Source organism: Maritalea mobilis, assembly GCF_004363175.1.
Taxonomy (GTDB): domain Bacteria; phylum Pseudomonadota; class Alphaproteobacteria; order Rhizobiales; family Devosiaceae; genus Maritalea; species Maritalea mobilis.
Window position 1 is genome coordinate 114,819 of sequence record NZ_SNYR01000002.1, and the last position, 26,774, is coordinate 141,592.

Annotated in this window: 21 protein-coding genes; 10 read left to right on the top strand and 11 right to left on the bottom strand. The window is 51.4% G+C overall.

Annotated features, from left to right (window positions below; translation table 11 throughout):
- Positions 1 to 7: 7 nt before the first annotated feature.
- Entirely contained in the window at positions 8 to 436 is a 429-nt protein-coding gene (locus tag ATL17_RS08365; RefSeq protein ID WP_133572360.1) for an MAPEG family protein, read from the bottom strand.
- On the bottom strand, positions 436 to 1,938 hold the full coding sequence (gene guaB, locus ATL17_RS08370) for an IMP dehydrogenase (protein WP_133572361.1): 1,503 nt from the start codon (positions 1,936 to 1,938) through the stop codon (positions 436 to 438). The genes ATL17_RS08365 and guaB overlap by 1 nt, the downstream gene beginning before the upstream one ends.
- Before the next feature lie 290 nt (positions 1,939 to 2,228).
- Between guaB and ATL17_RS08375 the strand changes: the two genes are divergently transcribed.
- Positions 2,229 to 2,771, top strand: coding sequence for an outer membrane protein (locus tag ATL17_RS08375; protein WP_133572362.1), 543 nt, complete (start codon positions 2,229 to 2,231; stop codon positions 2,769 to 2,771).
- A gap of 591 nt (positions 2,772 to 3,362) precedes the next feature.
- Here ATL17_RS08375 and ATL17_RS08380 read toward each other — a convergent pair.
- The 3 genes from ATL17_RS08380 to ATL17_RS08390 form a co-directional block, all read right to left on the bottom strand.
- The gene (locus ATL17_RS08380; protein WP_133572363.1) at positions 3,363 to 4,010 is read right to left on the bottom strand and encodes an imm11 family protein; all 648 of its coding nucleotides are present in this window, start codon (positions 4,008 to 4,010) and stop codon (positions 3,363 to 3,365) included.
- A gap of 684 nt (positions 4,011 to 4,694) precedes the next feature.
- On the bottom strand, positions 4,695 to 5,129 hold the full coding sequence (locus ATL17_RS17220; RefSeq protein ID WP_425462422.1) for an imm11 family protein: 435 nt from the start codon (positions 5,127 to 5,129) through the stop codon (positions 4,695 to 4,697).
- Between the two features lie 1,008 nt (positions 5,130 to 6,137).
- Positions 6,138 to 6,554 carry a GFA family protein gene (locus ATL17_RS08390; RefSeq protein ID WP_133572364.1) on the bottom strand — a complete coding sequence of 139 codons (417 nt, stop codon included), beginning with the start codon at positions 6,552 to 6,554 and terminating at the stop codon, positions 6,138 to 6,140.
- Positions 6,555 to 6,709: 155 nt separating this feature from the next.
- Between ATL17_RS08390 and ATL17_RS08395 the strand changes: the two genes are divergently transcribed.
- Entirely contained in the window at positions 6,710 to 8,095 is a 1,386-nt protein-coding gene (locus ATL17_RS08395; protein WP_133572365.1) for an MFS transporter, read from the top strand.
- Between the two features lie 74 nt (positions 8,096 to 8,169).
- Positions 8,170 to 8,553, top strand: a complete 384-nt coding sequence (locus ATL17_RS08400; RefSeq protein ID WP_133572366.1) for a YbaY family lipoprotein — start codon at positions 8,170 to 8,172, stop codon at positions 8,551 to 8,553.
- Here the strand turns inward: ATL17_RS08400 and ATL17_RS08405 are convergent.
- Both ATL17_RS08405 and ATL17_RS08410 read right to left on the bottom strand, forming a co-directional pair.
- Positions 8,550 to 9,308 (bottom strand): RlmE family RNA methyltransferase, encoded by a 759-nt coding sequence (locus tag ATL17_RS08405; RefSeq protein ID WP_133572367.1) that lies wholly within the window; start codon positions 9,306 to 9,308, stop codon positions 8,550 to 8,552. The genes ATL17_RS08400 and ATL17_RS08405 overlap by 4 nt on opposite strands.
- Complete coding sequence (locus ATL17_RS08410) at positions 9,305 to 10,558, bottom strand: Ppx/GppA phosphatase family protein (RefSeq protein ID WP_246028669.1); 1,254 nt, start codon at positions 10,556 to 10,558, stop codon at positions 9,305 to 9,307. The genes ATL17_RS08405 and ATL17_RS08410 overlap by 4 nt, the downstream gene beginning before the upstream one ends.
- Before the next feature lie 231 nt (positions 10,559 to 10,789).
- Here ATL17_RS08410 and ATL17_RS08415 point away from each other — a divergent pair, with 231 nt between their 5' ends.
- On the top strand, positions 10,790 to 13,141 hold the full coding sequence (locus ATL17_RS08415; RefSeq protein WP_166638958.1) for a putative bifunctional diguanylate cyclase/phosphodiesterase: 2,352 nt from the start codon (positions 10,790 to 10,792) through the stop codon (positions 13,139 to 13,141).
- Positions 13,142 to 13,172: 31 nt separating this feature from the next.
- Here the strand turns inward: ATL17_RS08415 and ATL17_RS08420 are convergent, their stop codons facing one another.
- On the bottom strand, positions 13,173 to 14,126 hold the full coding sequence (locus ATL17_RS08420; protein ID WP_133572370.1) for a crotonase/enoyl-CoA hydratase family protein: 954 nt from the start codon (positions 14,124 to 14,126) through the stop codon (positions 13,173 to 13,175).
- Between the two features lie 253 nt (positions 14,127 to 14,379).
- Here ATL17_RS08420 and ATL17_RS08425 point away from each other — a divergent pair, with 253 nt between their 5' ends.
- From ATL17_RS08425 to ATL17_RS08450, 6 genes are all read left to right on the top strand, one after another.
- The gene (locus tag ATL17_RS08425; RefSeq protein WP_133572371.1) at positions 14,380 to 15,024 is read left to right on the top strand and encodes a glutathione S-transferase; all 645 of its coding nucleotides are present in this window, start codon (positions 14,380 to 14,382) and stop codon (positions 15,022 to 15,024) included.
- A 78-nt stretch (positions 15,025 to 15,102) separates the two neighbouring features.
- Positions 15,103 to 15,978 carry a carboxylating nicotinate-nucleotide diphosphorylase gene (nadC, locus tag ATL17_RS08430; protein ID WP_425462426.1) on the top strand — a complete coding sequence of 292 codons (876 nt, stop codon included), beginning with the start codon at positions 15,103 to 15,105 and terminating at the stop codon, positions 15,976 to 15,978.
- Positions 15,979 to 15,992: 14 nt separating this feature from the next.
- Positions 15,993 to 16,814: a 3'(2'),5'-bisphosphate nucleotidase CysQ gene (gene cysQ / locus ATL17_RS08435; protein WP_133572372.1), complete on the top strand. Its 822-nt coding sequence runs from the start codon at positions 15,993 to 15,995 to the stop codon at positions 16,812 to 16,814.
- Positions 16,815 to 17,001: 187 nt separating this feature from the next.
- Positions 17,002 to 17,550: a PadR family transcriptional regulator gene (locus ATL17_RS08440; RefSeq protein WP_133572373.1), complete on the top strand. Its 549-nt coding sequence runs from the start codon at positions 17,002 to 17,004 to the stop codon at positions 17,548 to 17,550.
- Between the two features lie 11 nt (positions 17,551 to 17,561).
- Complete coding sequence (locus ATL17_RS08445) at positions 17,562 to 18,773, top strand: efflux RND transporter periplasmic adaptor subunit (RefSeq protein ID WP_133572374.1); 1,212 nt, start codon at positions 17,562 to 17,564, stop codon at positions 18,771 to 18,773.
- Positions 18,770 to 22,153: an efflux RND transporter permease subunit gene (locus ATL17_RS08450; RefSeq protein ID WP_133572375.1), complete on the top strand. Its 3,384-nt coding sequence runs from the start codon at positions 18,770 to 18,772 to the stop codon at positions 22,151 to 22,153. The genes ATL17_RS08445 and ATL17_RS08450 overlap by 4 nt, the downstream gene beginning before the upstream one ends.
- Positions 22,154 to 22,234: 81 nt before the next feature.
- Here ATL17_RS08450 and ATL17_RS08455 read toward each other — a convergent pair whose 3' ends face one another.
- The 3 genes from ATL17_RS08455 to ATL17_RS08465 form a co-directional block, all read right to left on the bottom strand.
- Positions 22,235 to 24,151, bottom strand: coding sequence for an ABCB family ABC transporter ATP-binding protein/permease (locus ATL17_RS08455; RefSeq protein WP_133572376.1), 1,917 nt, complete (start codon positions 24,149 to 24,151; stop codon positions 22,235 to 22,237).
- Complete coding sequence (locus ATL17_RS08460; protein ID WP_133572377.1) at positions 24,151 to 24,471, bottom strand: ArsR/SmtB family transcription factor; 321 nt, start codon at positions 24,469 to 24,471, stop codon at positions 24,151 to 24,153. Before ATL17_RS08460 ends, ATL17_RS08455 begins: the two co-directional genes overlap by 1 nt.
- Positions 24,472 to 24,532: 61 nt before the next feature.
- On the bottom strand, positions 24,533 to 26,731 hold the full coding sequence (locus tag ATL17_RS08465; protein WP_166638959.1) for a LysM peptidoglycan-binding domain-containing protein: 2,199 nt from the start codon (positions 26,729 to 26,731) through the stop codon (positions 24,533 to 24,535).
- Positions 26,732 to 26,774: the final 43 nt, after the last annotated feature.

Consider the following 26,774-nt stretch of genomic DNA (forward strand, 5'->3'; position numbering starts at 1 on the left):
TTTTGCCTCACAAAACCAACATCAGCTCAATTACCAGATCAATCCACCCGATGGTGAGAAAAACCAACCCAGCAAAATAAGCATAGAACCGGCGATATACACGGTTTGTGGTGCAATGGATATAGGCATGCACATAACGGCTGATCACAAAGCCAAATGCGCACAGCAAAAAGATGCCGGGCACAAACCGCACCGCAAAACATATCGCCACCGCCAGATAAAACAGCACGGGCAGTTGGAATTGATTGTTGAAATTGTTGGACACTTGTTGCGAGCGCTCGGGCCAATTGGCGGCATCCAGCGCAATGTCTGCCACTTTAATGTCGCCAGATAGCACAGGCGGCACCCGCAATTTGCCCAGATAGAACAGCACCCCAAGGGTTAGCCCCACCTGCGCAAAGGTGACCAACAATAACAGTTTTTCAAATCCGCTCATTAACGACCACCGCGATAGTTCGGGCTTTCGCGGGTGATGGACACATCATGCACGTGGCTTTCGCTCAGCGCCGCGCCAGAGATTTTCACAAAGGTTGCTTCTTCGCGGAACGTCTTCAAATCTGGTGAACCGGTGTAGCCCATAGCTGCGCGCAAGCCGCCAGCCAATTGGTGCAACACATTGCCTGCCGGGCCTTTGTAAGGCACTTGGCCTTCAATGCCTTCAGGCACCAGCTTCATGCTATCGCTCACTTCTTGCTGGAAGTAACGGTCCGCCGAACCGCGGGCCATTGCGCCCACAGAGCCCATGCCGCGATATGATTTATAGGAGCGGCCTTGGTAGAGGTAAACTTCGCCGGGGCTTTCATCTGTGCCCGCGAGAAGCGAACCGACCATGGCGCAATTTGCACCGCCTGCCAATGCTTTAGCCAAATCGCCTGAGAATTTGATTCCGCCATCTGCGATAATCGGGATACCGGATTTCGCAGCTTCTTCGGCGCAAGCCATCACGGCTGCCAATTGCGGCACGCCGACGCCTGCCACGATGCGGGTGGTACAAATGGAACCCGGGCCAATGCCCACTTTCACTGCGTCCGCACCGGCATCAATCAATGCCCGTGTTGCTTCCGCAGTGGCCACATTGCCTGCAACGATCCGCACTTTAGAATTTTCTTTTTTAAGGCGCGAAACCACTTTGGCCACTTCTGTGTTGTGGCCGTGTGCCGTGTCGATCACCAGCAAGTCAACTTCTGCATCAATCAAGCGCAGCGAGCGGTCATAGCCTTTGTCGCCAACGGTTGACGCCGCAGCGCAGCGCAAGCGGCCTTTGCTGTCTTTAATGGCGTTTGGGTTGAGTTGCGCTTTTTCGATGTCTTTCACCGTGATCAAGCCAACGCAGTGATAATTGTCGTCCACCACCAGCAGTTTCTCAATCCGGTTGGCGTGCAGCAAGCGCTTGGCTTCTTCTTGGCTTGACCCATCTTTCACGGTGATCAGATTTTCGCGGGTCATTAGTTCAGAGATCGGTTGGCGCATATTGTCGGCAAAGCGCACGTCCCGGTTGGTCAAAATGCCCACCAGCTTGCCGACGGTACGGCCGCCTGTGCCGCCATTTTCCACCACGGGCACGCCAGAAATTTTGCGCTGCTCCATAATTGCCAATGCTGCTTCCAATGGCGCATCTGGGCCGATGGTGATCGGGTTCACCACCATGCCGCTTTCAAAGTGTTTCACCTGCTTCACTTGCTCGGCTTGTTCTTCCGGGGTCAGGTTCCGGTGGATCACGCCCATGCCGCCAGCTTGCGCCAAGGCAATGGCCATTTTGCTTTCGGTCACCGTGTCCATCGCCGAAGACAGAATAGGCAAGTTCAATTCAATGTCTTTGGTTACCCGTGTGCGGATATCCACGTCTGCGGGCATCACGCTGGATTCAGCGGGCTGCAACAGCACGTCGTCAAAGGTTAAAGCGATATCGCCAGTTGCGGTGGAAATGATTTTTGCCACGGGTCGAGCCCTCCGTCGGAAGCAGATTTTTCGGAACGATCACAGGACGGTGGGGGAAGCGCCACCATACTATGGTTGGCGAGGGTCAATACCACGCGACTCTCTATTTGCATAGGGGGAGAAGTGTGAAATTTTAATAAGCTCTTAAGAGAGCGCGCATTTTGGCCAGTTGAAACGTCAACAGGCCTCCCCCACGCTTCCTAAAAGAAGCCCAACGCAGAGGGTAGTTAAGTGAAATTTAACCCTAACAAAATATTAAATTTGCATATGATTATTGGGGCTAGACACACATGACACTTTTAAAATCCACCCTATTGGCAACCGCCGCTGCCGCAATGCTCGCCGGCCAAGCGCTTGCTGGTGATCCAATTGATTACCCGCCATTGCCCACAGAATATGTGGAAACTGGTTTTGATTGGGATGGGTTTTATGCGGGCGTAGGCCTTGGCGGGACGTCGATTGCAGTAGATTCAGGCACTGACAATTTGGCCCAGCTAGACGCCATCGTTGGCGTCAATATCACCCATGATAGTTTTTTGTTCGGCGCTGAATTATTCCTCGGCGCCAGCCGCGACATCGCCTCCGGCACCTATGGCGGCCATGGCGGCATTGAAGCCCGCGCAGGTTATTTGATTGATCAGGATATATTGATCTACGCAGGCCTAGGCCGCATTCACTATGAAAGCGGCGCGCAATATACAACAGTTGGTGTGGGCACCGAATTCGCAGTATCAGACGACATTTCAATCGATCTCGAATATAAATATCTCGGCTGGTCTGACACAGGCTACACAGGCCACAATTTCAGCGCCTCCGCCCTCTGGCACTTCTAGGCAGCTACAGCATTATATGTTTCAATCCCCGGCCTTTGGTTGGGGATTTTTTGAGCCTGCTGATCTTGCGACTGTTTATGGTGATAAACTCGAGAGCCTTATGCTAAACAGTAGTCTGCAATTGGACCCCAAGATCAAGTCTTGGGGTGACGACCAAAGTGTGCCGCATTGCATTACCATAAAGGTGATTTCGCCAAATATTTTCTACCATTAAAATGACGCCCTCACCAAGTTCTCCGTCATTGCAAGACTTGATCTTGCAATCCATTTGATCGCAACGACAACGCACATATCGAGATTTAAATTAAACTTATAGTTGATTTTTTGAGTTTCGACAAAAGCAAAAACTTGCTTACAGTAAGCACCCAACCCACTGAAAATGAATATAATTCCGTACGAACTTGACGCGCACCATCCGCAAATTGGTCTCACTCGACCACCAAACTTATCCCCGCCCCTCAAGACCGTGACAAAGTGGAACCTATCTCCTGCCTCAAGCGGATTATTGACGGATGATCGGGGTATAAGCCGTCAGTTGGCGGCGCGAAGGGAGAGACGGTGGGTTTGCCACAGCAAATCAATGGCGATCAGCTAGACCGCTTCATGCGCGCCAAATCGTATGCCCTTAATGCCCGCTTCTTCCGTGGCTTTGTAAAACTCCTCAGAAACCCAAACGGTTGCAAAACTTGCACGTTTGTCGATCCAGACATGATAGCCCGCAACTTGATCTAGATTGACCACAAACTCGCCGCCATCATATCGCCATGTACCTGTATTTTCATTGAGCTCCGTCGTCGAATGGGTTTGATCAATCCCGTCCACGCGGTTACATGGATTAAACCAAAAAAAATCCGCCGCATGGCTATCATCTTTCTCCCAGATAATCTCTGCAGGTTGAAACTGGTGAACCTCTGGTTCCAGCTTTTCAATCACATCACGGAGTTTGGGACTCACTAAAAAATGGTCTGCAGTAATTTGCAAATCACCAAGGTCGCGCTTACCGCCTCCCCAGCGCACACGTTTTGGCAATCCGGACATATCAACGGGGAGACCTTGATATTCAGCAGATTGATGAATGACCATACCGTCATCCAACAGTGCAGCTTTTACACCTGGGTCAAAATCTATCCCAATTGGAAACGCGCCTTTAAAGTCGCCGTCCAAAGTCTCGTTAGCAAATCCATAATTCCCTGTGGCTTCGTCGTAGCTTCTATCGCTGGAAATCGTATACACCGGCATTTTTTTACTCCTCAGCCAAGGGATTATGACCTAATACCTCAATGGCCATTTTTAAAATTTTGAACTAATCAGTTTCATCGAAGGTATTAAAGCCCATACCTGTAACACCTTCTGCAAGAAGGGCATTATGCATTTGATTGCTCATCAATATGCCGATCGGCCTCAGACAATTACTTCAAATTCCGAAACCGATAGCTTGCGAGCGATATCAAGCTCATTATTCGAAGTTAAATCAACCAAGTGAGAAATATCGCTCATCGGACCGCTTCACCGGAATCGGCAAAAAGATGCTCTACAAGAGAAAAATCAACATAAAAAATCATCGGAACACCAGATATCCTTCCATGATATTCCTGATAAGCGATAATTAATTTTCTTATTATTTCTTTGTATCTCAATTCGACACATTCTTTGTTTGAACTAATTCTATGTATTAAATAAGTGCATTTATATACGTCAGACTTCTCCTTTGTTTTCCTTTCACAGTTTCCAGGTAAATATTATGTTCACCGTTAACAATATTAAACATGCTCAATTGCTCATTGGGTCTATTAGAAACGAGCTCAACATAAATACCGGTATCAGTATCAATGGTTTTGTTATTATCTCGATCATTAATTATTGGCATTACGTCACCTAATATATAAAACATACAACAGGACAGCCGACATAAGTGCGGGTCATTTAACCAGTCTCTTCAAACTTATTAAAGCCCATACCTGTAACACCTTCTGCAAGAAGGGCATCATGCATTTGATTGCTCATCAATATGCCGATAATGCCGACCATAAACCTATCAATCCAGATATGGTGCCCATTGATTTGGCTCCGATTGAAGACAAATTGACCGTCGTTTTCAAAATCTCTACCTGGATGCCAAAGTTTTCCCCGACGCTTTTTGGTCGTTCTCTCTTCGTCGACCGTGTCCAAGCGATTACAGGGGAAAAACCAATATCGCTGGCCCGCCGAGCTGCCATCAGACCAAAACAGCTCAACCGGAAAGAACTGGTGCGTATCCGGCTCAAGCTCATCAACAACATCCTTAAATTTCTCGTCAACGAGATAGGCACCTGCGATATTCACATCTGTTAAGTCACGCTTGGGACCGCCAAATTCCACTTTGGTGGGGAGGTGCGTCGGATCAATTGGGCGACCTGCATAGTGATCAAACCGCTCTAGTCTTTTTCAATCATCCTGTGTTGCGTCAAGAAGATAAACCCTGTTCAAGTCGCCATCCAATCTTTCCGTTTCGTAGCTATACAATTCCTGATCGTCATGAAACATGCGATAAACCATGATCCGCTTCCCCCAAATAGCGACATTTACGTCTCCCACTGACTGCAAACAATTTCCAGTAAAATGAAATCTTGCCTTACCCAGCTTTCAGACGTGAATATTTAGTTTAAAATCAACTTAAAGTAGAAAACTCTAAATATTACTCAGAATTTATTCAGCACAAATATCATGATATTCTACTGCTAAACCATTAAGAATTAAATCCTATTTCAATCTAAAACTATTTGATGACAACAGAAGCTTAGTAACGTCAATCACCAAACTTTTCCCCGCCCCTCAAGACCGTGATAAAGTGGAATCCATCTCCTGCCCCAAGCGGATTATTGACGGATGATCGGGGTATAAGTTGCCAGTTGGCGGCATGAAGGGAGAGACGGTGGGTTTGCCGGACGCGGTGGCCGCGCTGCTATGTTGGTTTTGCCCGACACCGAGGGCGTTCCCTTCATGTAAGGGTTGGGGATATTGGGTCAGCACCCCAAACCAGCTTGGCTGAGCGAAAAATGCCGTTGGCGCGAGATGGGAATAAGCTCATTTTCTAGCGCAACATAGCGAGTTTTGCACCATCTCGTGCCCCGCAAATTTCCCCTGAATGCGCTGCATGTCGGGTGCTTTGGTGTGGCTGGTTTTAGTGCGTTGGTCCCGGATCAAGTCCGGGACGGCCCAGGAGGGGGGCGACATGGCATGCACAAGAACCGCACAAGCTGGGGCGCCAGCCTAAAACCCTCAATAGCTGCCAAAGGGGCTAGATCACCATGGAGAGGAAACATCCACCACACAACATGGCCGTCCCGGACTTGATCCGGGACCAATCCGAACCACGCCGCAGCCAACCTATTTCGCCCTATCCCCAGAGCCAAAAGCATGAGGATGCTGCTTGCCATTGTCGCCAATTTCATCCCATGCCGCGCGGGAGTGGGTGAAAATATGGTGGGCGACACGCAGATTTTCACCGCCTTCGGTGATCAGGCCAACAGGCACATAGAGTTTTGTGTCATCGTTCCGGCCAGGCAAAGTGGAGCCGCAGATTTGGCAGAACCAGCCTTCCCAATCTGCATCCGGCTTTTTCCAATATTGGATATGCTCCTGCCCGCGCAGCCAGGTGAAGTCCTCATTCATGGCGAGCACCAGCGCCATGCCATTATTGCCGGTTGCCTTCCGGCAAATGGAACAATGGCAAATTATAACATCTTGAATGGGCTTATGAATTTCAAACGCCACCGCGCCGCAATTGCATTCACCTTTGGCCATAAATCTCTCCCCAAGTTTCATTCACTATAAGGCGCTCCAGATGATTATCAACGGGATTAGCCAGATGCTTGATACGAAAAATAATTCATCCGGGGTGACAGCTACTTGTAAGCCAGCTACACTGGTTGGACCACTGAGTCAAAAAGCAAAATCCAATGAATGATCGCATCACGCCACTAATTTTGGCGGTGGCGCTGTTTATGGAGTTGATGGATGCCACCGTCATCGCCACAGCCCTGCCCGCCATTGCCGCCGATATTGGCACCGACCCCATTTCGCTAAAGCTCGCCTTGGCCTCCTATTTGGTGGCGCTGGCCATCTTTATCCCCATCAGCGGTTGGATGGCCGATCGGTATGGTGCGCGAAATGTGTTTCGCGGGGCCATTGTGGTGTTTATGCTCGGCTCGCTGGCGTGCGCCTTTGCAGACTCTTTGTTCTCCTTCGTCGCGGCGCGCTTTCTTCAAGGGGTTGGCGGATCGATGATGACACCGCTGTCGCGGCTTATCCTTATCCGCAACACCCCGAAAAAGGATTTGGTGAATGCTTGGGCTTGGCTCACCCTGCCAGCGCTGTTTGGCCCCTTGGCTGGCCCACCGATTGGCGGCTTTCTCACCACTTATTTCTCGTGGCATTGGATTTTCTATATCAATATCCCCATCGGGTTAATTGGCATTGTGCTGGCCACCAAATTCCTGCCGGGCACAGGCTATCGCGAGAAGCGGAAGTTGGACTTTATCGGCTTCGTGCTCACCGGCACGGCCTTCTCCGGCATTATTTTCGGTCTATCCGTGATCTCCATGCCCGCCTTGCCGCCGATGTTTGGCGCCAGCGTGGCCGCGCTCGGCTTTGGCTCGGGCCTGCTTTACATCTTCCATGCGCGGCGCGTGGCGAGCCCGGTGCTTGATCTCAAAGTGTTTGACGAGCCGATCTATCGCACCTCGATCATTGCGGGATTCATCTATCGGATTGCCGGGGGTGCTTTCCCCTTCCTGTTCCCGCTTATGTTGCAAATCGGGTTTGGCTATAGCCCATTTGAAAGCGGCATGATTTCCTTCATTGGTGCAGGCGGTGCCATTTTGATGAAGTTCTGCCTCAAGCCTGCCCTGCAAGTGTTTGGTTTTAGAATCTTATTGATCGTTGGCGTCATCATGTCATCGCTTTTGGCGCTCACCCATGGCTTCTTCACGGCGCAAACACCGATCTGGGTCATGATGTCCATTTTGCTGTTTATGGGCTTCTTCCGCTCCATGTATTACACCTCTTTGAACACCCTCACCTTCGCCGAAACGCCAGAGCATCAATCTGGCTCGGCGACCGTCATCAGTTCAGTGAGCATTCAGTTGGCCTTCGCGCTTGGCGTGGCGTTTGCCGCGTTGATGCTGGATGTGTTCGCGCTGATCAATGGCACTGAGGTTGGCGTGAAAGAGATGCAGCTTTCGTTCTTCATTCTTGCTGGCGTTACTGCTTTGGCCATGCTGCCCATCTTGGGGCTGTCCAAGCAAGTGGGCGATGATGTTGCGGGGCACAAGGCAAAGGCATAATTTAGCGCCACTGGCGCTGATTTTGCCGCAATCTTGTGTTGCTTAAGGGCGTAACCTTTATTGAGGAGAGATCGATGTCGGTCATCAATTTCGCGATGTTTGCGGCTCTAATAGCAGCTTTTCCACCCAGCAACAATTGCACTGTTGAGGGTGAAGTCTTCTATGTGCAACGCATTGCCCTGCCGGAAAATGCAGTGATCAGCGTACGTTTAGAAGAGCAAGGCATCGCTGACAAAGCAGCGGAAATTTTTGCTGAAACAGAGTTTGGCAGCGCGGGAAAGCAAGTGCCGTTCCCCTTCAAACTAGAAGCTGATTGCGCTGTGTTGAAGGGTGCTGTCACGCCCGGCTTCACCGTTCGCATTATGGTGGGTGATAAACTGCGCTTTATCAACACGGTCTCGCATCCTTACGACGAAACGCAAGATGTGCAGCGGATCCAAGTTGATCCTGTTGGCTAGCCTTTAAAGCCCTTGGCGATAAGGTAGCTTTCAGACGAATCCTTGCGCGATGCTGCAGGCTTGGCGTGGAACGTTGATTTAAAGTGGCGTTTCAGATGTGCCAGCAACTCGTTCTCGGTGCCGCCTTGGAACACTTTGGCGACAAATGCGCCATCCGGCTTCAAAATCTGGATGGCGAAATCGGCCGCCAGCTCCACCAGCGCCATGATGCGCAAATGGTCGGTCGCCTTATGGCCCGTGGTTGGCGCCGCCATATCTGACATGACAAGGTCAACCTTGTGGCCGCCCAATGCATCGATCAGCATATCTGGCGCGTCATCATCGTTGAAATCCTTTTGCAGGAAAATCACGCCGGGCATGGCTTCCATCTCGAGATAGTCAATGCCCACAACTTTGGGATCGTCGGCGTCAGCGCCCATAATTTCAGTGGCCACTTCGCACCAGCCGCCGGGTGCGCAACCAAGGTCAACCACCCGCATGCCGGGGCGCAGCAGATTGTGCTTTTCATTCAGCTCAATCAGCTTATAGGCTGCACGGGAACGGCGCCCCTCTTTCTGGGCGCGTTGCACATAGGGATCATTCAGCTGGCGCTGCAGCCAAAGGGTCGACGAGATTTTGCGGCCCTTCGCCGTCTTCACTCGCGTTTTCAAGTTGCGGTCAGACGCTTTTGATTTGGCTTTGCCCGCTGCCTTCGCAATGGATTTACCACGGGCTTTTTTGCCCCCACCACCGGGTTTATTTGGCTTTTTACTCATGATGATTTCGCCCCTTTTTCCCGCTTTTTATAAGGCTTTTTGCCAAACTGCGCCCCATGCCCCTTCCCCGGTCGTTTGGACCAGACGCGGTCTTCGGACATTAGGGAGATCAAGATGCCTTCGCGCAAGCCACGGTCGGCCACGCGAATTCGGTCGCATGGCCATTCGCGGCGAATGGCTTCGAAAATGGCGCAGCCGGGGATGACGAGATCGGCACGCTCGCGGCCGATGCAGGCGTTGGCGACACGGCGGTCATAATTCATGTTCAACAGCACACGCATGGTGTCGATCACATGTTGCTCGCCCATCCAAAGCCCATCGACTTTCGAGCGGTCATATCGCTCTAGACCCAAATGAAGGCCAGCTAGCGTGGTGACGGTACCCGATGTCCCCACCAGATGCATCTTGCTTTCGGTGATCGCCCGCTTCAGTTTCTCGCGGCCCTTAAAGCGCTTCAGATGGGTTTGCACATAGGCAATCATTTCTTCAAAGCTTTCGGGGGTAACATTGACGCCATCAAACTTTTCGGCAATCGACACCACACCGACAGGCAGTGACTGCCACGAACGGATTGACGCGGCCATTTTGCCGCGTGCTTTGGGACGGCCACCGCGGAAATCGAGCCATGCCAATTCCGATGAGCCGCCGCCAATATCGAAAATAACCGCGCCGCTGACGCCCGGTTCCACCAAATCGGCACAGCCAGTTACGGCCAGTTGCGCTTCGGTTTTCCGGTCAACAACTTCCAACTCGATTCCCGTTTCCGTGCGAATGCGAGATAAAAATGCTTCGGCATTGCTGGCTGAGCGGCACGCTTCAGTGGCAATCAGCCGCAACTTTGCGATTTTATGGTTACCTATTTTGGATTGGCACTGTTTCAACGCATCAATCGTGCGATCCATCGCCGCGGGGGAAAGCGCACCGGTGGTGGACAAACCTTCGCCTAAGCGCACAATTTTTGAGAAGCCATCAACGACCTTAAACCCGCTGTCAGTGGGCCTTGCCAGCAATAATCGGCAATTGTTTGTGCCAAGGTCCAACGCCCCGTAAATGTTGGGGCGAGCATGGCTGCGGGCACTTGTGTGGCGTTGGCCATTTCGTTTATGGGTCCGCGATTGGCCAGGAGATCGCCCATGGCCACCTCTGGCGCCTTGGTCCTTTGGACCAGTTGCCAAATGCCCCTCACCTGTGCCCTTTATAGGGGGCTGCGCTGGGCGTTTCTGGTTTGCGGACCGAATCTTATCGGTCACTCTAATTGCTCCATCCAGTCCGGGTCGCTACGCTGTTGCGGCGCCCCAATGACGATGTGTTACATGTTGAAATTAAACCTAGAGCAAAGGGCCGAAATGCGCAATGGTGAAAGATAATCGGAATTTGGGAAAAAACTTAACTATTTGAAGAAGAATATATTCTAAATTCTTGATATAAGAATAATTCATTGCATGGCGTCTAGCATCGTCCAATTGTGTGTTGGTGATCATATGTTTAAAAGACTATTAGAAACAATTCAGTCCGAAAAAAATCTCTCTGTAACCATCCGGGCGCAACTGGTAGATGGGTTATTCCATCCATTTGCTTCGCTCATCTCTGGTGCAGTTGCAGGTTTGTTTATCGCGGCTGTTTTATCTTTCGCAGCCGATGATCATTTGGTGCAAAATTTAGCCTATGCAGTGGTGCTTATTGCTGCATGTCGCATTGTGTTGGGCATTTACTATTTGCGCTCTGGCCAGCCTGTAAACGCCCAAAATGTGAATGAGTGGGAATGGGCCTATGCCATTGGCGGCACGGCCTTTTCACTTTGCTTGGGCATGGTTACGTTCTTCGCCGTTTTGCGCATCGACAATGGCGCCATTCATTTGATGCTCACCACCACAACGGCTGCTTACGCGGCCTCTATCGCTGGCCGCAATGCCAGCCGCCCTTGGGTTGCTCTCGGCCAACTTTATTTTGCGTCGGTCCCGATGGGCCTCGGCTTGGTGCTGCATGACACATTGTTCTACGAAGTGGTTGGCGCTGCCCTTCTGATCTTTATGTTCGGTATGACCGACATTACGCTCGCTGTGCGCAAGACCATCATCAACGCGCTTGAGACGCGGGAACGCAATAAAGAGCTGGCGGATTCGTTTGAGCAGCAAGCAAATTTGTTTGATGGCGCGCTTAAGAACATGTCGCACGGCTTGTGCATGTTTGACCGCGACAACAAGCTTTTGGTGTGGAACCCGATTCTCTGTGACATTCTGGGCTGCCCGCCAGACAAGCTGCATAAGGGCGAATCGTTCGAAGAAGTGCTGCAATTGATCCATCCCGCTGACCGGGATCATTTCATTTGGAAAGGTGACGTGGAGGCGGACCAAGCCAAAGCAAATTTTGAACACACCATCCAATTGGAAGATGAGCGCTTTGTTGCCGTTTCCTCGCGACAAACATCGACCGGCAATCGCGTTTTGGTGTTCGCTGATGTGACCGCCCAGAAAAAAGCTGAAGCCAAGATCCGCAACCTCGCTCTTGTTGATCAACTCACTGGCTTGATGAACCGGACTTCCTTGCAAAATTGCTTCCGCGAAGTGTTGGAGAACAACAAGTCTGATCAGGAAGTTGCGGTCTACTTCATCGATTTGGACCATTTTAAAAACGTGAATGACACGTTGGGCCACCCTGTGGGCGACGACTTGTTGCAGCAAGTGGCAAAGCGCATTTGCGATGTGTGCATGGATGAATGCCATGTTGGCCGCATGGCCGGGGACGAGTTTTTGGTGATTCAGCGGTTAGCGCCGCACGCCCGAACGCCGGAGATTTTGTCGAGCCAGATTATTGAGGCGCTTAAACAGCCCTTTAATGTTGCGTCGCATTATGTGCGCATTGGTGCGTCTATCGGCATCGCCATTTCCCCTAAAGATGGGACCGAAGCTGCCCTGCTGTTAAAGCGGGCAGATATGGCGCTTTATGCCGCTAAAAATCTTGGTCGCAACCGCTATGAATTTTTTGAGCCGAAGATGGATCAAAAAGCCCAGCAAGTTCGCGCGATGGAATTGGATATCAAATATGCATTGGAAGAAAACCAGTTCCGGCTTTCGTTCCAACCGATCATCGATGCCAACACTTCAGAAATTTCAGGGTTCGAAACCCTGATCCGCTGGACGCACGAAAAGCGCGGACGGGTTGTACCCTCAGTGTTCATTCAAGTGGCAGAGCAAACAGGGCAAATCATCGAGATTGGCCGCTGGGTGGTACGTGAAGCCATTCGCAACGCGTCAAAGTGGCCGACGGACACGCCGATCGCAATCAATTTCAGTGCGGTTCAGTTTCAAGATACGGACTTTCCAAAATATCTGAAGTCTCAATTGCGTCGGTTCAAGATGCCGCCTGAGCGGGTTGAATTGGAAATCACTGAAACGGCCTTCTTCCAGGATGAGATGGCCACCCTCGATATTCTGCGTCAGTTCCAAGCAATCGGCGTAAAAATCTCATTGGATGATTTCGGGACAGGCTTCTCTTCTCTGTCGCAATTGCGCACCTTCCCGTATCACAAGATCAAGATCGACGGCTCGTTTATCCGCGATCTGGAGACCAACACCAGCTCAAAAGCGGTGGCGACAGCGGTGGCCCATATCGGACAGGCCCTGAAAATTCGCGTGGTGGCCGAATGTGTGGAATCTGAAGAACAGCTTGAATATTTGCGCGACGCTGGCGTGAGCGAAATCCAAGGCTTTTATATGTGCCGCCCGCTCAATTATGAAGACGCGGCAAGCCTTCTGGAAATTGGCAATGGCAAGTTTGATCGGGAGTATCTTGAGCAAATAAAAAAGCGCAGCGATAAAACCGCTGCGCAATAGGTGTTCGCCCCCAACGAATAAATCGCCCGCACTATTCAGCTGCGGGCGATGTTTTTTTGGTCTGTGCAGCAACTAGTCGCTGCATCACCTTAAGTTCTTTCGGGCTGATCCGCATGCCCGCATCTGCCCACAAAGACACCACATCATCCAACTCTTCAAATGGAATTGGATTGGCGCGTTTTGCCGCTTTGCGGTAGGTGCAGAGCGCGGCGTGCTTATGCTCATTTTTGGCGATAAAGCGTTGAACTGTTTTCAGTCCCTCACCCTTCTCTGCCAAAATGTGCACAACGCCCATCTCATAAAGTTCTTCTGCACTTAATGTGCGGCCTGTGCGCACCAACTGCTCTGCCTTGGCAAAGCCCAGTGAGCGCCCTAGGAAGGTGAGCGCGCCCATGCCGGGGAACAGGCCGAACATTTGCTCAGGAAAGCCAAACTTGGCTCCCTTCTCAGCGCAAATATAGTCAAAAGATAAGAGCGATTCAAAACCGCCGCCAAGGGCGTCGCCTTGCACCATGCCGATGGTGAGCACCTCACTATCAATGCTGCGCCAATTTTTATGCAAAATCTCCACACATGACCGCCCATAGGCATAAAGTGCCTCACGGTCTTTGGTGTTGATGCAATTGGCGAAGTAATCAAGATCACCGCCCAAGCAAAAGAAATCAGGATGGCGAGAGCCAAGCACGACAAATTTGAAGTGCTCCCCCATTTCTTCTTTCAAGGCATGGATGTTGCGATGCCACCCATGGAAGTCATTCAGCAAATTCGGGTTATATGCTGCTCGCCCTTCGAAGTTCATAAAACTCCACAGGGTGCCATGGGAAATGTCGAACGCATTTTCCAATTGGCCCAGCTCTGGCCAAAATTTGTCTGACAGTTTTGTCGATGCTGCCTGACGTGGCGCCAGCACCGTATTCTCGTTCTTGGGATTTTGTGTACCCGCAAAGTCAGCGCTTTGCAGGTTTAAAACTGCATTTTCTGGCATGATACTATTTACTAAAACATTTTTAAAATACGGACCTAGTTAACAACATCTTAACGAAATTTTCAATCAATTTTATTCAAATAGCAACAAAAATAATTAACCACAAAATTAACAAAATCGTTGTTTTACAATGTGTTAAACGGCGGCATTAAAGGAAATGGGTAAAATTACCCACAGCTTTTATGCAAAGATAGGCATATGAGCATCTGTTTTACGGGTTGCTGATGTTTTGGCCGTTTGGCATATAAGCGGTATGACCCGACCTATTCTTTACAGTTTCAGACGTTGCCCCTATGCCATGCGTGGCCGGCTTGGGCTGCATGCCGCACAAATTGAAGTTGAGCTGCGCGAGATATTGCTGCGCGACAAGCCCACATTGTTCCTCGAGCGGTCGCCCAAAGGCACCGTGCCTGTGCTCGACTTAGGCAATGAAGTGATTGAAGAAAGCCATGACATTTTGAAATGGGCATTGGCACAAAGTGATCCAGACGATGTGCAGCATGGTGGCGAAGATTTGGATGCCATGCATGCGTTGATTGAACAGTCAGACCGCGAATTCAAACCTTTGTTGGATCGGTATAAATATCCGTCGCGCTATGATTTGGAAAATGGCGATCCAGCGCGAGATGAAGCCCTGCCCTTTTTAGATATGCTCAATGACCGCCTTGCGGATGGCGGGTTTTTGTTTCACGGCAGATTAAGTGTTGCAGATCTCGGGATTTGGCCCTTTATCCGCCAATTTGCCCATGTGGATCGCGATTGGTTTTGGGCGCAAGACCGACCGCATTTGATTGCCTGGCTTGATTATTTTCTCGCCAGTGATCGGTTTAAAGCGATTATGCCCAAATTCACGTCGTGGGCAGACGGAGACGATCCGGTACTATTTCCTACAAATTAGGGGCGAAAGAGCACGCGATTGCTTGATTCCAAACGGGGCGATGGCTAAAGCTATGATCCAAATTAGATAAGGAACAAGATTTTGGCTTCTCAACCCCATATGCCCGCGCAATTGGCGCAACCGCTTATTCGGCGCGCCGTGGAAAATGCGCTGCTGGAAGATTTGGGCCAAGCGGGCGATTTGACCACGCAAGCCACGCTTTCCCCTTCCGCCACCGCCATTGCGGTGATGAATGTGCGCCAAACCGGCATTGTGAGCGGCATTGATTTGGCACGTGCGGCCTTTACACTGATCGGCGATGGCTTAGAGTTTGAAGCCCATGTGGCCGATGGCGATCTTGTTACGCCCGGGCAAGACATTGCGACCATTCGCGGCAATGCGCGTTTGATCATGTCTGCTGAACGGGTGGCGCTTAATTTTATGTGCCATATGAGCGGCATTTCCACCTTCACCAAACGCTTTGTGGATGAGGTGCAAGGCACCGGCGCGAAAATCTGCTGTACGCGCAAAACAACGCCCGGCCTTCGTGCCTTTGAAAAATATGCCGTGAAGTGTGGCGGCGGTTCGAACCATCGGTTCGGCTTAGACGATGCGATTTTGATTAAAGATAACCACATTGCGGTGGCTGGTGGCGTGCGGCAGGCTGTTGAAGCAGCAAAAGCCTTTGCGGGCCATTTGGTTGCGATTGAGGTTGAAGTGGACACGCTGGAACAGTTTGGCGAAGCGCTTGATGCGGGCGCCACTGCTGTGCTGTTGGATAATATGAAGCCGAAAATGCTGCGCGAAGCGGTGCATGCGGCAAAAGGATCAGCTCGACTGGAAGCTTCTGGCGGCATTGATCTCGATAGTGTGCGCAAAGTTGCTGAAACTGGCGTAGAATTCATCTCCACCAGCAAGATTACCATGGCGGCTGTGCCGCTTGATATTGGCCTTGATATCAAGATCGAACTTTAGGACGCGGCGCCCCTATGCCTCAATTTGACGAACTCGCCCAGTGCATGCTTGATGCTGCGCTGGCCGCCAGCCAGATTATTCTTGATCATTATCAGGGCCATATTGCTGTAGAGCGCAAAGATGATGGGTCACCCGTAACCGCCGCGGATGCGGCTGGCGAGGCGATTATCATCAAAAAGCTGAAGGACTTGAACATCCCCGTGCTCGGCGAAGAGAGCGTGGCAGAGGGTAAAATCCCACTATTGGGCTATCGTTTCTTCGTGGTCGATCCGCTAGATGGCACAAAAGAATTTATCAAGCGCAATGGCGAGTTCACCGTAAACATCGCATTGGTAGAGCATGGCATTCCCACCTATGGAGTGATTATTGCGCCAGCGCTTGGCACCGCCTATGTGGGCTGCCCTGGCGGCACTTATAAAGCAGTGATGGAAGACGGCGAGCCGAATGATTGGCAGCAAATCCACACCAATCCGGATTTGGATTGTAAGATTGTGGCCAGCCGCTCCCATGCACATGGGGCGATCAAATATTTCTTAGATGAAGCTGGCCCGTGCGAAGATGTGTCGGTTGGCTCGTCGCTCAAATTCTGTTTGGTGGCAGAAGGTAGCGCCCTGCACTATCCACGCTTCACGCCCACTTGCGAGTGGGACATTGCGGCGGGACATGCCATTTTAAGCCATGCGGGTGGCGCGCTGATCGAGGCAAGCGGCAAGCCCATGCGCTATGGCAAGGTTGAGACCGACTTCCTCAATCCCTATTTTGCCGCGGCAGCAACCGAAGCACAGGCAAAAGAATGTGCGCTTATTATGCAGCGTGCGCTTGAAAAGGCGCAGTAACCACCTATTTACATTGAAAAATAGTCCAATCGTAACTTCTGTACGTAAGAATGCTTGGGTACGAAGGATTGGAATTTACCTTTTGTTGCCCTTTTACAAAAAAGTGATGGCGGAAACCTTGCCATTATGATTTTCCGTCATATATAGAGTTGATATATATCGATCCTATATGAGGCAACGCTTTTAAATGAATGTAAAAACCATCTGTCTCGCCATTTTGACCCAAGGCGAAACCACCGGATATGACATTCGCAAACGCTCCACTGAGGGCGATTATGCCTATTTCATGGAAGCCAGCTTTGGCTCCATCTATCCCGCTTTGTCTAAGCTTGAGGAAGAGGGATATGTGACCAGCCGCACGGTGGCGCAAGAAGGCAAACCTTCCAAACGGGTTTATCAAATCACCCCAACAGGGCGCGAGTTCTTTATCAACTCGCTTTATGACGAGCTGAACGATGACATGTTCCGCTCGGAATTTTTGCTGTTTTTGCGGTTTGTGGAAGATTTGCCACGGTCGCTGGTGGAAAAGCGGATCAATGAGCGGATCGCCAAATGCGACGACGCCATTGAGAACGTCAAAAAGCTGGAAAAAGAATTTACCAAGCCCTCTGAACGGTGGGTTTTGAACTTTGGGCAGCACTGTATGCGCAATGCCCGACAATATTTGATTGAACAAAAACACGAGATTATCGCGTTGGCGCAGGAAGAAGAACACCCTGCCCGCGCTGCCGAATAGGGACAAGATTTATGCGTTTTCTACTGTCATATGGCGTAGCCTTTTTGCTGCTTTTGGGCATTGGCGGCTGGATGGCCTCTGGCTATTTGGTGCAAGGCGGACAAGGGCCAGGCAATGGCGAAACCCAAGTGTTGGATGCCGTGGACTTGCCCGGCGCTGACAAAGCCAAAGACTTGATGACCGAATTCGGCATGATTGAAAGCGAAGAGGACGCCAAAGTGGCTGAAGCCGCTGCTGCGGAAGAAGCGGCCGCCGAAGAAGAAGCTGCGGCCGAATTGCAGTCCGTTCGCACGCAGACTTTTGCCGTACAGCAATTGCCGTTGACAGTAACCTTGCGGGGCAACACAAAAGCGAAGGCAACTGTATCCATCCGCGCGGAAACAACTGGCATTTTGGATGAACGCCATGTTGAAAAAGGCGATGTGGTGAAAGCGGGCGACCTGCTCTGCACAATTGATGCGGGCACACGGGAAGCGCGCTTGGCGCAAGCTGAAGCGGCGCTTGAGAAAGCCAAGTCTGACTTTGAAACCAACGAAAAGTTGCGGGCAAAAGATTTTGCTTCGGCCAATTCGGCTGCGGCATATGAGTCTGCCCTCAAATCTGCACAGGCACAATTGGATGAAGCTAAGGCCGAGTTGGACCGCACAAAAATTTATGCGGAAACTGGTGGCATTGTGCATGACCCGATTGCTCAAGTGGGCGACATGCTTTCCGCTGGCGGCGCATGTGTGACCTTGGTGCAGCTCGACCCGCTTGTGTTTGTGGGCGATGTGGCAGAGAGCAAAATTGATGCGGTGCAAATTGGCTTGCCTGTGACTGTGAAAACAGTGACTGGCCGCGAAATTGAGGGCAAAGTTTCTTACATTAGCCCAACCGCCAACAGCTCTACCCGCGCCTTCCCTGTTGAAGTTGAATTGCCAAATCCAAACAACTCGATCCGCGCTGGATTGACTGCAGAAGCATCAGCAGTTTTGGGCAATGTGCCTGCGCATTTGGTGCCGCAATCTGTGTTGACCCTCGACAATGAGGGCACATTGGGCGTGCGCGCTGTGGAAGATGGCAAAGTTGTTTTTTATGACGTGGAAATTGCAGGCGATAGCCAAGAAGGTATCTGGGTGACCGGCCTGCCAAATTCAGTCGACATTATTACTGTAGGACAAGAATATGTGGTCGCGGGGCAAGCTGTCGCGGCTGACAATGTAAGCGAAGAGACAACATCATGATTGGTGCACTCGAGAACATTCTCCGCCGCCCGAAAACCGTTATCGTCGTCATGCTGGTGATGCTGCTGGCGGGTGTTTCGGCCTATATTAACTTGCCTAAAGAAAGCCAGCCCGATGTGGATGTGCCTTATCTTTACGTCTCCGTGTCGCAAACAGGTGTTTCCCCTGGCGACGCTGAGCGTTTGTTGGCGCGCCCGCTCGAAAATGAGCTGCGCAATCTGGACGGGTTGAAAAATATCACTTCCACCTCAACCACTGGCCACGCGTCAGTGTTTTTGGAATTCGATATTAATTTCGACAAAGACCAAGCGCTGACTGATGTGCGCGAAAAGGTTGATAGCGCCAAAAGCAAACTGCCTGATGATGCAAATGAGCCAACGGTTCATGAAATCTCAGCCAATGGTTTTGCCACGATCACTGTTGCGCTTTCTGGCGATGTGCCAGAGCGCACTTTGTTGCGTATTGCCCAAGATCTGCAAGAAGACCTTGAAGGCATCTCCACCGTGCGCGATGTGGGCATGGCCGGCGACCGTGAAGAAGTGCTGGACGTTATTGTGGATCTGTTGAAGCTGGAAAGCTACAATTTGACCACCAACCAATTGTTCGACGCCTTGGCGCGGAACAATATGGTTGTGCCTGCAGGCACTTTGGACACTGGACAGGGCAAGTTTGCCCTTGAGGTGCCGGGCCTGATTGAGAATGCGCAAGATGTGTTCAATTTGCCGTTGAAAACCGATGGCAGCACCATTGTGACCTTTGGTGATGTGGCGACCATTCAGCGGACCTTTAAAGACGCAACCGACTTCACCCGTGTGAATGGCGAACCTGCCATCATTTTGGAAGTGAATAAGCGGTTGGGTGCGAACATTATCGACACGTCTGATTTTGTGCGCTCAACGGTTGAAAAAGCAGCTGCGGATTGGCCAAAAACCATTCACTATTCCTATATGCTGGACCAAGCGAAGTTCTCCAAAACCATGTTGGACTCGCTGCAATCTGCTGTTTTGACCGCGATTGCGTTGGTGATGATTGTGACCATTGCGATGTTGGGCATTCGCCCGGCAATCATGGTGGGCATTGCCATCCCAACCAGCTTTATGATGGCGTTCTTCTTCCTGCAGTTGATGGGCTACACCGTGAACATGATGATCATGTTCGGTTTGGTGTTGACCGTTGGTATGCTGGTGGATGGCGCGATCGTGATCGTGGAATATGCCGACCGGAAAATTTCAGAAGGCATGCCGCGTAAAGAAGCGTTTATCCGTGCTGCCAAACTGATGTTCTGGCCCATCGTATCGTCAACAGCGACCACACTGGCGGCCTTTACGCCAATGTTGTTGTGGCCGGGCATCATCGGTAAATTTATGAGCTATTTGCCGATCATGGTGATCATCACGCTGATCTCTTCTTTGATCACAGCGATGATCTTCTTGCCGGTGATTGGCGGTTTGATTGCCCGGAAAAATGTGAGTGAGAAAGAACAAGCTGCGGCGAAGTCTCTTTCTGTGCACAATCATTTTGACCCGAAAAAAGTGCCTGGCTTGACCGGTGTCTATATTCGCTTTTTGAATATGATTATCCGGCGGCCATTGTTTGTGATTGCCTTTGGTGTGTCGATCATTGTCGGCATCTTCATGTATTACGGCAATAACCCAACAGGCACAGTGGCCTTCCCAGAGATTGAGCCTGAATATGCCACCGTTGCCATCACTGGCCGGGGCAACTATTCGCCCGTGGAAATCCGCGACCTCTTGATCGAAGTTGAGCAAGAAGTGTTGAAAGTGGACGGCATTGAAGATGTGGTGATGAACTTTGGTTCAACTGGCGCGGTGAGCGCAACACCACCCGACACAATCGGCAACTTGCAGCTTGAGCTGGAGCCGTTCCGTGACCGTCGCTATGCCAAGGATATCTTTGAAGATATCCGCAACAATGTGGCGCACATTTCTGGCCTAGGCGTTGAATTGCTGGGTGCGGAAGAAGGCCCACCAACAGGTAAAGACGTGAATATGCGTGTGGTTGCCACAAGCTATGAAGCGTTGGCCCCAGTTGTGGCTGAAATCCGCGACTATGTGGAAAATGACCTTGGCAACATGATTGAGGTTGAAGATGGTCGTCCCCTCCCCGGCATTGACTGGGAGATCAAAGTGGACCGCGAAAAAGCGGCTCTGTTTGGCCTTGGGGTGCGTGAACTTTCACCTTATGTGCAGCTTGTGACCTCTGGCGTGACCATTGGCAGCTATCGCCCGGATGACGCGAAAGACGAGTTGGACATTCAAGTGCGCTTGCCACAAGACCAACGCAGCTTTGATGCGTTGGATAGCTTGCGCGTGATCACCAACCAAGGTTTGGTGCCTGTGTCTAACTTTATTGACCGTCAAGCTGTGCCGAAAGTGGCCAACATTGAACGACGCAATGAGAAATACACAATGAGCGTGCGGGCCAATGTGGTGCCGGGCGAAAAAGAAGATGGCACCCCGATCAACGCGGCCACCAAGGTGGAAGAGTTGAAAACTTGGATTGGTGAGCAAAGCTGGCCGTCAAATGTGGATTTTGAATTTGCTGGTGCGGACGAGCAAACTCAAGAAACCAACGCCTTCATGATGCAGGCTGGATTGGGCGCAATGTTCTTGATGTTCTTGATCTTGCTGACCCAGTTCAACAGCTTCTATCAGGTGTTCATCACGCTTTCGACCGTGGTTATGTCTGTTGCGGGCGTGTTGTTGGGCCTTGTGATCACACAACAATCTTTCTCGGCTATTATGACCGGCGTGGGCATTGTGTCGCTGGCGGGTATTGTGGTGAACAACTCGATTGTTTTGATCGATACGTTTAACCGCTTCCACCGCGAAGAAGGCATTGACCCAATCACCGCATCATTGATGACCGCTTCCCAACGGTTGCGCCCTGTGATGTTGACCACGATCACCACGATCTTTGGTCTGGTCCCAATGGCAATGGGTGTCTCAATCGACTTCTTTGCCCGCGAGATTTTGGTTGGTGACCCATCAGGCGCTTGGTGGATTCAATTGGCTACTGCGGTGATTGCAGGTTTGAGCTTCTCTACCCTGCTGACTTTGGTGATGGTGCCAGTGATGATCTCCGCCCCTGCGGTTTGGAAAGACTTCTTTGTTTGGGTGTGGACCTCAACAGCTGGCCGCAATGCGGCGAAAGAAAGCGTTGCTGAGGATCAATTGTCTGAAGAGCAAGAGGCAGAGCCTGCGCTTGCGGCACAGGATCAGCCAACGGATGCTCAAATCCCAGGCCATGCGAATAGTGCCAAGCAATATATTCGCACTCCGGTGGAAGGCACCTTGCTGGCGGAAGAAAAGAACGGTGTGACCATCGTGTCTCGCCCGACCCCGGAAGCGGCTGAGTAATCTAGCCCTTTCCAACCTCCAAAGTGAAACGGCCCCTTGCGGGGCCGTTTTTTTGTCGTCGATTAAGTTGGGAACCTGCTCCTATTGAGCGGGTTCGTCTTCGGTCTTCACGGTGATGAAGCCCTCATTGCCCGCATCTTCGCGTGCTTTACGCAAGCGCTCGCCAGCTTCGTCCACTTCGCGTTGACGGTTCCACATTTGCGCATAGAGCCCTTCTTGTGCCAACAGACCTTCGTGATCGCCACGCTCTGCAATGCGGCCATCGCGCAAGACGATGATTTCATCTGCATTGATTACGGTGGACAAGCGGTGGGCGATGACCAATGTTGTCCGATCTTGCGCCACTGCATCCAGCGCCGTTTGGATTTCCCGCTCTGTTTGCGTATCTAGCGCTGATGTCGCCTCATCCAAGATCAAGATTGGCGGACTCTTCAAGATGGTACGGGCAATAGCGACGCGCTGTTTTTCGCCGCCTGACAATTTCAGGCCACGTTCGCCCACTTGGGTGTTAAACCCATCCGGCAAACCGTCGATAAAGTCTGAAATCTGCGCCAGACGCGCCGCTTCACGCACTTCTGCATCAGTTGCATCAGGACGACCATAGCGAATGTTATATTCGATCGTGTCGTTGAACAGTACAGTGTCCTGCGGCACCATGCCGACAGCAGCACGGAGCGATTTCTGCGTGACATCACGCACATCCTGACCATCGATCTCCACGCTGCCTTCAATCACATCATAGAAGCGATAAATCAGCCGCGAGATGGTGGATTTACCCGCACCGGACGGCCCCACAACGGCGATGGTTTTGCCCGCAGGCACTTCAAAGCTGATGCCTTTGAGGATTTCGCGGTCTGGATCATAGTGGAATTTCACATCGTTGAACTTAAGCACAGGGCCATCCACTTTCAGCGGTTTGGCATTTGGCTTGTCTTCGATCTCCGCATCCTGATCCAGCAAGGCGAACATTTGCTCAATGTCGGTAAGGCCTTGGCGGATTTCGCGATAGACGAAGCCGATAAAGTTCAAGGGGCGATAAATCTGCATCATGAAGGTGTTGATCAACACAAAATCACCCACAGTGATGGCACCGCTGACAACGCCTTGAACCGACATAACACCAATCACGATCATCCCCACCCAGAAGATCACCGCTTGGCCAAAGTTCAAGAAGCCGAGCGAAGTCCACATGCGGATGGCTGCGCCTTCATATTTGGCCATTGCGCCATCAAAGCGCTTGGCTTCCATTTCTTCATTGCCGAAATATTTGACGGTTTCAAAGTTCAGCAAGCTGTCGATGGCTTTAGAGTTGGCATCTGTGTCACTGTCGTTCATGGCGCGGCGAATGCCGATCCGCCAGTTTGAGGCTTTGACTGTGAAATAGATGTAGAGCCAAATGGTGAGGACCAGTACGCCCAGATAGGAAACACCGAACATCCACACAAAGACGGTGCCGATGATGAGAAACTCGACCAATGCAGGGGCCGTGTTGAGCATGGTGAAACGCACAATGGTTTCAATGCCTTTGGTCCCCCGCTCAATGACCCGCGACAAGCCACCTGTGCGGCGCTGCAAATGATAGCGCAGGCTTAAGGCGTGCAAATGCTTGAACGTGCGATGTGCCAATTGGCGCACAGCATGTTGGCCGACAGAGGCAAACAGCACGTCACGCAATTGCATAAAGCCGCTCTCAATAATAGAGCCTAGGCCATAAGCGATTGCGAAAATGAATGGCAAGGAAAGGCCCAGCCAAATAGCGGCTTCGGTGCCTGACGGCTCGCCCAAGCTATCTATGACGCCTTTGTAGGCGAAGGGCACCAAGGTGGATGCGCCTTTTGCAGCGAGCAAGGCGACAATCGCCAAAATGACCCGCATTTTGAGTTCTGGTCGGTCGCTTGGCCACATATAGGGCCAAAGATTTTTCACCGTCGTGAGGACATCACCTTCTTCGGCGCTGACGGTTTGTTTTTTATTTTTGTTGGTCTGATTGTCTGCCATTAGGACTTGGTGCTCGCTTTGATTTTTTGTGTGGCGGCGGCGTCTTCAGCCAGGATATCTTCTATTCCGGCAATAAGCCGCTGAAACGGCTCTCTGCATATGGAATAGCAGTTTTTGGTGCCCTGCCCTTTGCGTTCAATAAGGCCCGCTTCCACCAGCACTTTGAGGTGCTGAGAGACTGTGGATTGAGCCAAATCGATGCAGGTGGTGACATCACCACAACAGGGTGTTTTTTGCTTCGACAGAAAGCGCAAAATGGCAACCCGTGCGGGATGGCCCACTGCGCGTGTGAGTGTTGCTAAATCATCATCTTGAGACATGAAAAACCCTTTATCGTATTTTTACGATAAAGGGTTTGACGTTAAACTGCAAGTCGCAATTTTATTCGCTACGGTCCAACTCGGCTGGCAGATCAAAAACTTGACCAGGGAAAATCAGATTTGGATTACTGATCTCGTTGGCGTTTGCTTCGTAAATTGTGGTGTAGCGGATGCCTTGGCCATATACACGGCGGGCAATGGTCCACAAATTATCGCCCTTGCGGATGATGGCTTTGCCGGAAACGAACCGTCCTTCTGCATCATCAACCGGCACGGCTGTGATGGTTGGAATGGACGCTTCGGCGGTTTCTTCAGAAGTCGCCTCTTCGGCTTCGCTCGCGGTCATGTCCACTGCATCTTCAGCAGGCAAAGGCGCTTCAGCTTCCGCTGTTTCCACGGACTGAGGTTCTTCACTTGGCGCAGGCTCTTCTTCTACTGCCTCTGGCTGTTCAGTGGCAACTGCGGTTTCAGTCGCGGCTTCTACCATCGGCTCTTCGGTAGCTGGTTGTGCTTCCTCAGCGGGCGCTTCTGTTGGTTCAGTTGGTGCTGGCGCTTCATCAGCCTGCTCAACGGCTTCTTCCGTTACTTGAGTTTCAACTGTTTCTGCTGGTGCTTCCTCAACTGGTGCTTCGGCAACTTCGGTTACGGGCTCTTCCACCACCTCTTCTGCTGGAGCGTCCGTTGCTTCTTCTGGCCCTGTTGTATCTGCCATAGTTGCTGGCGCTGGTTCAGAAGGTGCTTCTTCGGCTGGCGTTGAAGTTTCTTCGCTGGCCGCAGGAGCTTCGGCTTCTGTAGCAGCCTCAGCTTGTGCGGTTGCGATGCGTTGCACCACGAAATTGACCTCGGCACGCGCAATAACGCTTGCGGTGTTCGGGTCAATCAGGTCAGCGCGGACACGCTGGCTTGGTTCGGTGAGAACATCTTCGGCCTCCACCAGCCAGCGGCCATCTTGCACTTCAGCATCGGCCACATATTCATTGTCGACATAAAGCCGCACAACGCCGCCTTCCGGGCCACCGCCTGCAATGAAGTTTTGCACACCATCAATTTCGATGGCGTCGATAGAAGGCTGCACAAAGGCTTCCACCGCTTCCAACACATCTGCAGTTGTGTCCGCTGTCTCTTCCACTACTGGTGCTTCAACAGCCTCTGGTTCAACTGCGGCAACATCAGTTTGTGTTTCGGCTGGCGCTGCTTCTGTTTCCACAGGAGCGGGTGTTACTTCAGTTGCGACTTCTGGTTCAGCCGGGGTTTCAGCCTCACTCGTGGCAGGTTCTGCAGCCTCTGCCACTTCAACCTCAGGCTGATTTTCGGAATCATTTGAATCGGTTGTCGCTTCCTCTTGAGGTTCTGATTCAGCCACTTCAACTTCTGATTCAACTGGCGCTTCTGTTTCTGAAGTGCTGTCGTCTGATGTCACGTCTGCTTCAACGGGTTCAGCCGTTGCGACTTCGGTTTCTGCTGGCGCAGCTTCTTCAGCAGGTTGCTTTTCAGTTTCGGCTTCGCTTGTGGCGCTTTCCTCAACCGCTGGAGCGTCAGTGCTCACGTCAGCTTCAGCCACTTCAGTAGTTTCAGCTTCCTCTGGCGCTGCCTCTGCTTCCGGTGTTGCCTCGGTTAATTCGGTTGGCGCATCTGCAACTTGCTCAGGATAGCGATCTAATCCCTGAATGATCTCGCTTGCCTCGCCTGGCTCGCTGGCAATGACGATTGGCTCACGATCCATCGTTGGGTAAATCAGCACAACTTTGGACTTGTTAGAACGCGCCACCAAACCGTCTGGATTGATGGATTCTACGGTGACTTCCACACCGCCAGTGATCAATGGCTGTTCCGGTACGATCACCCACTCGCCGTTGGATTCAGGCGCAGTTTCGCCAATCAGTTCGCCATTGGCACGGGCAATAATCTTCGTGTCGCGCGGATCGGCAGTGCCGACAATAACAACTGAACCATCAGGGCTGGCGCGGGCGATTGTGAAATCAGGCGGGAAAAGCGGCGGGGCGATTTGGGTTTCGCCTGTTTGCGCCTCTTCAGAAGCTGCTGGTTCTGCCTCAAGGCGATCTTGATCAGCAGCCTCCTCTGACGTTTGCTCCGCCCCTGTAGCCAGTTTGGCGCTTTGTTCCGTTGGCGTGCGATTGGTGATTTGATCCACCACGCAGCTCAAAAACGGGCCATTTTGCCCGGTACAAGCATTAATGGCGGGTGCAACAACAACGCCGCCTACAATCAAAGTGGTTGCGGCTGCAAAGCCCAATGCCACATAAAGATTAGATTTTGATGCCGTATCAGCCAGTTTTGCCTCC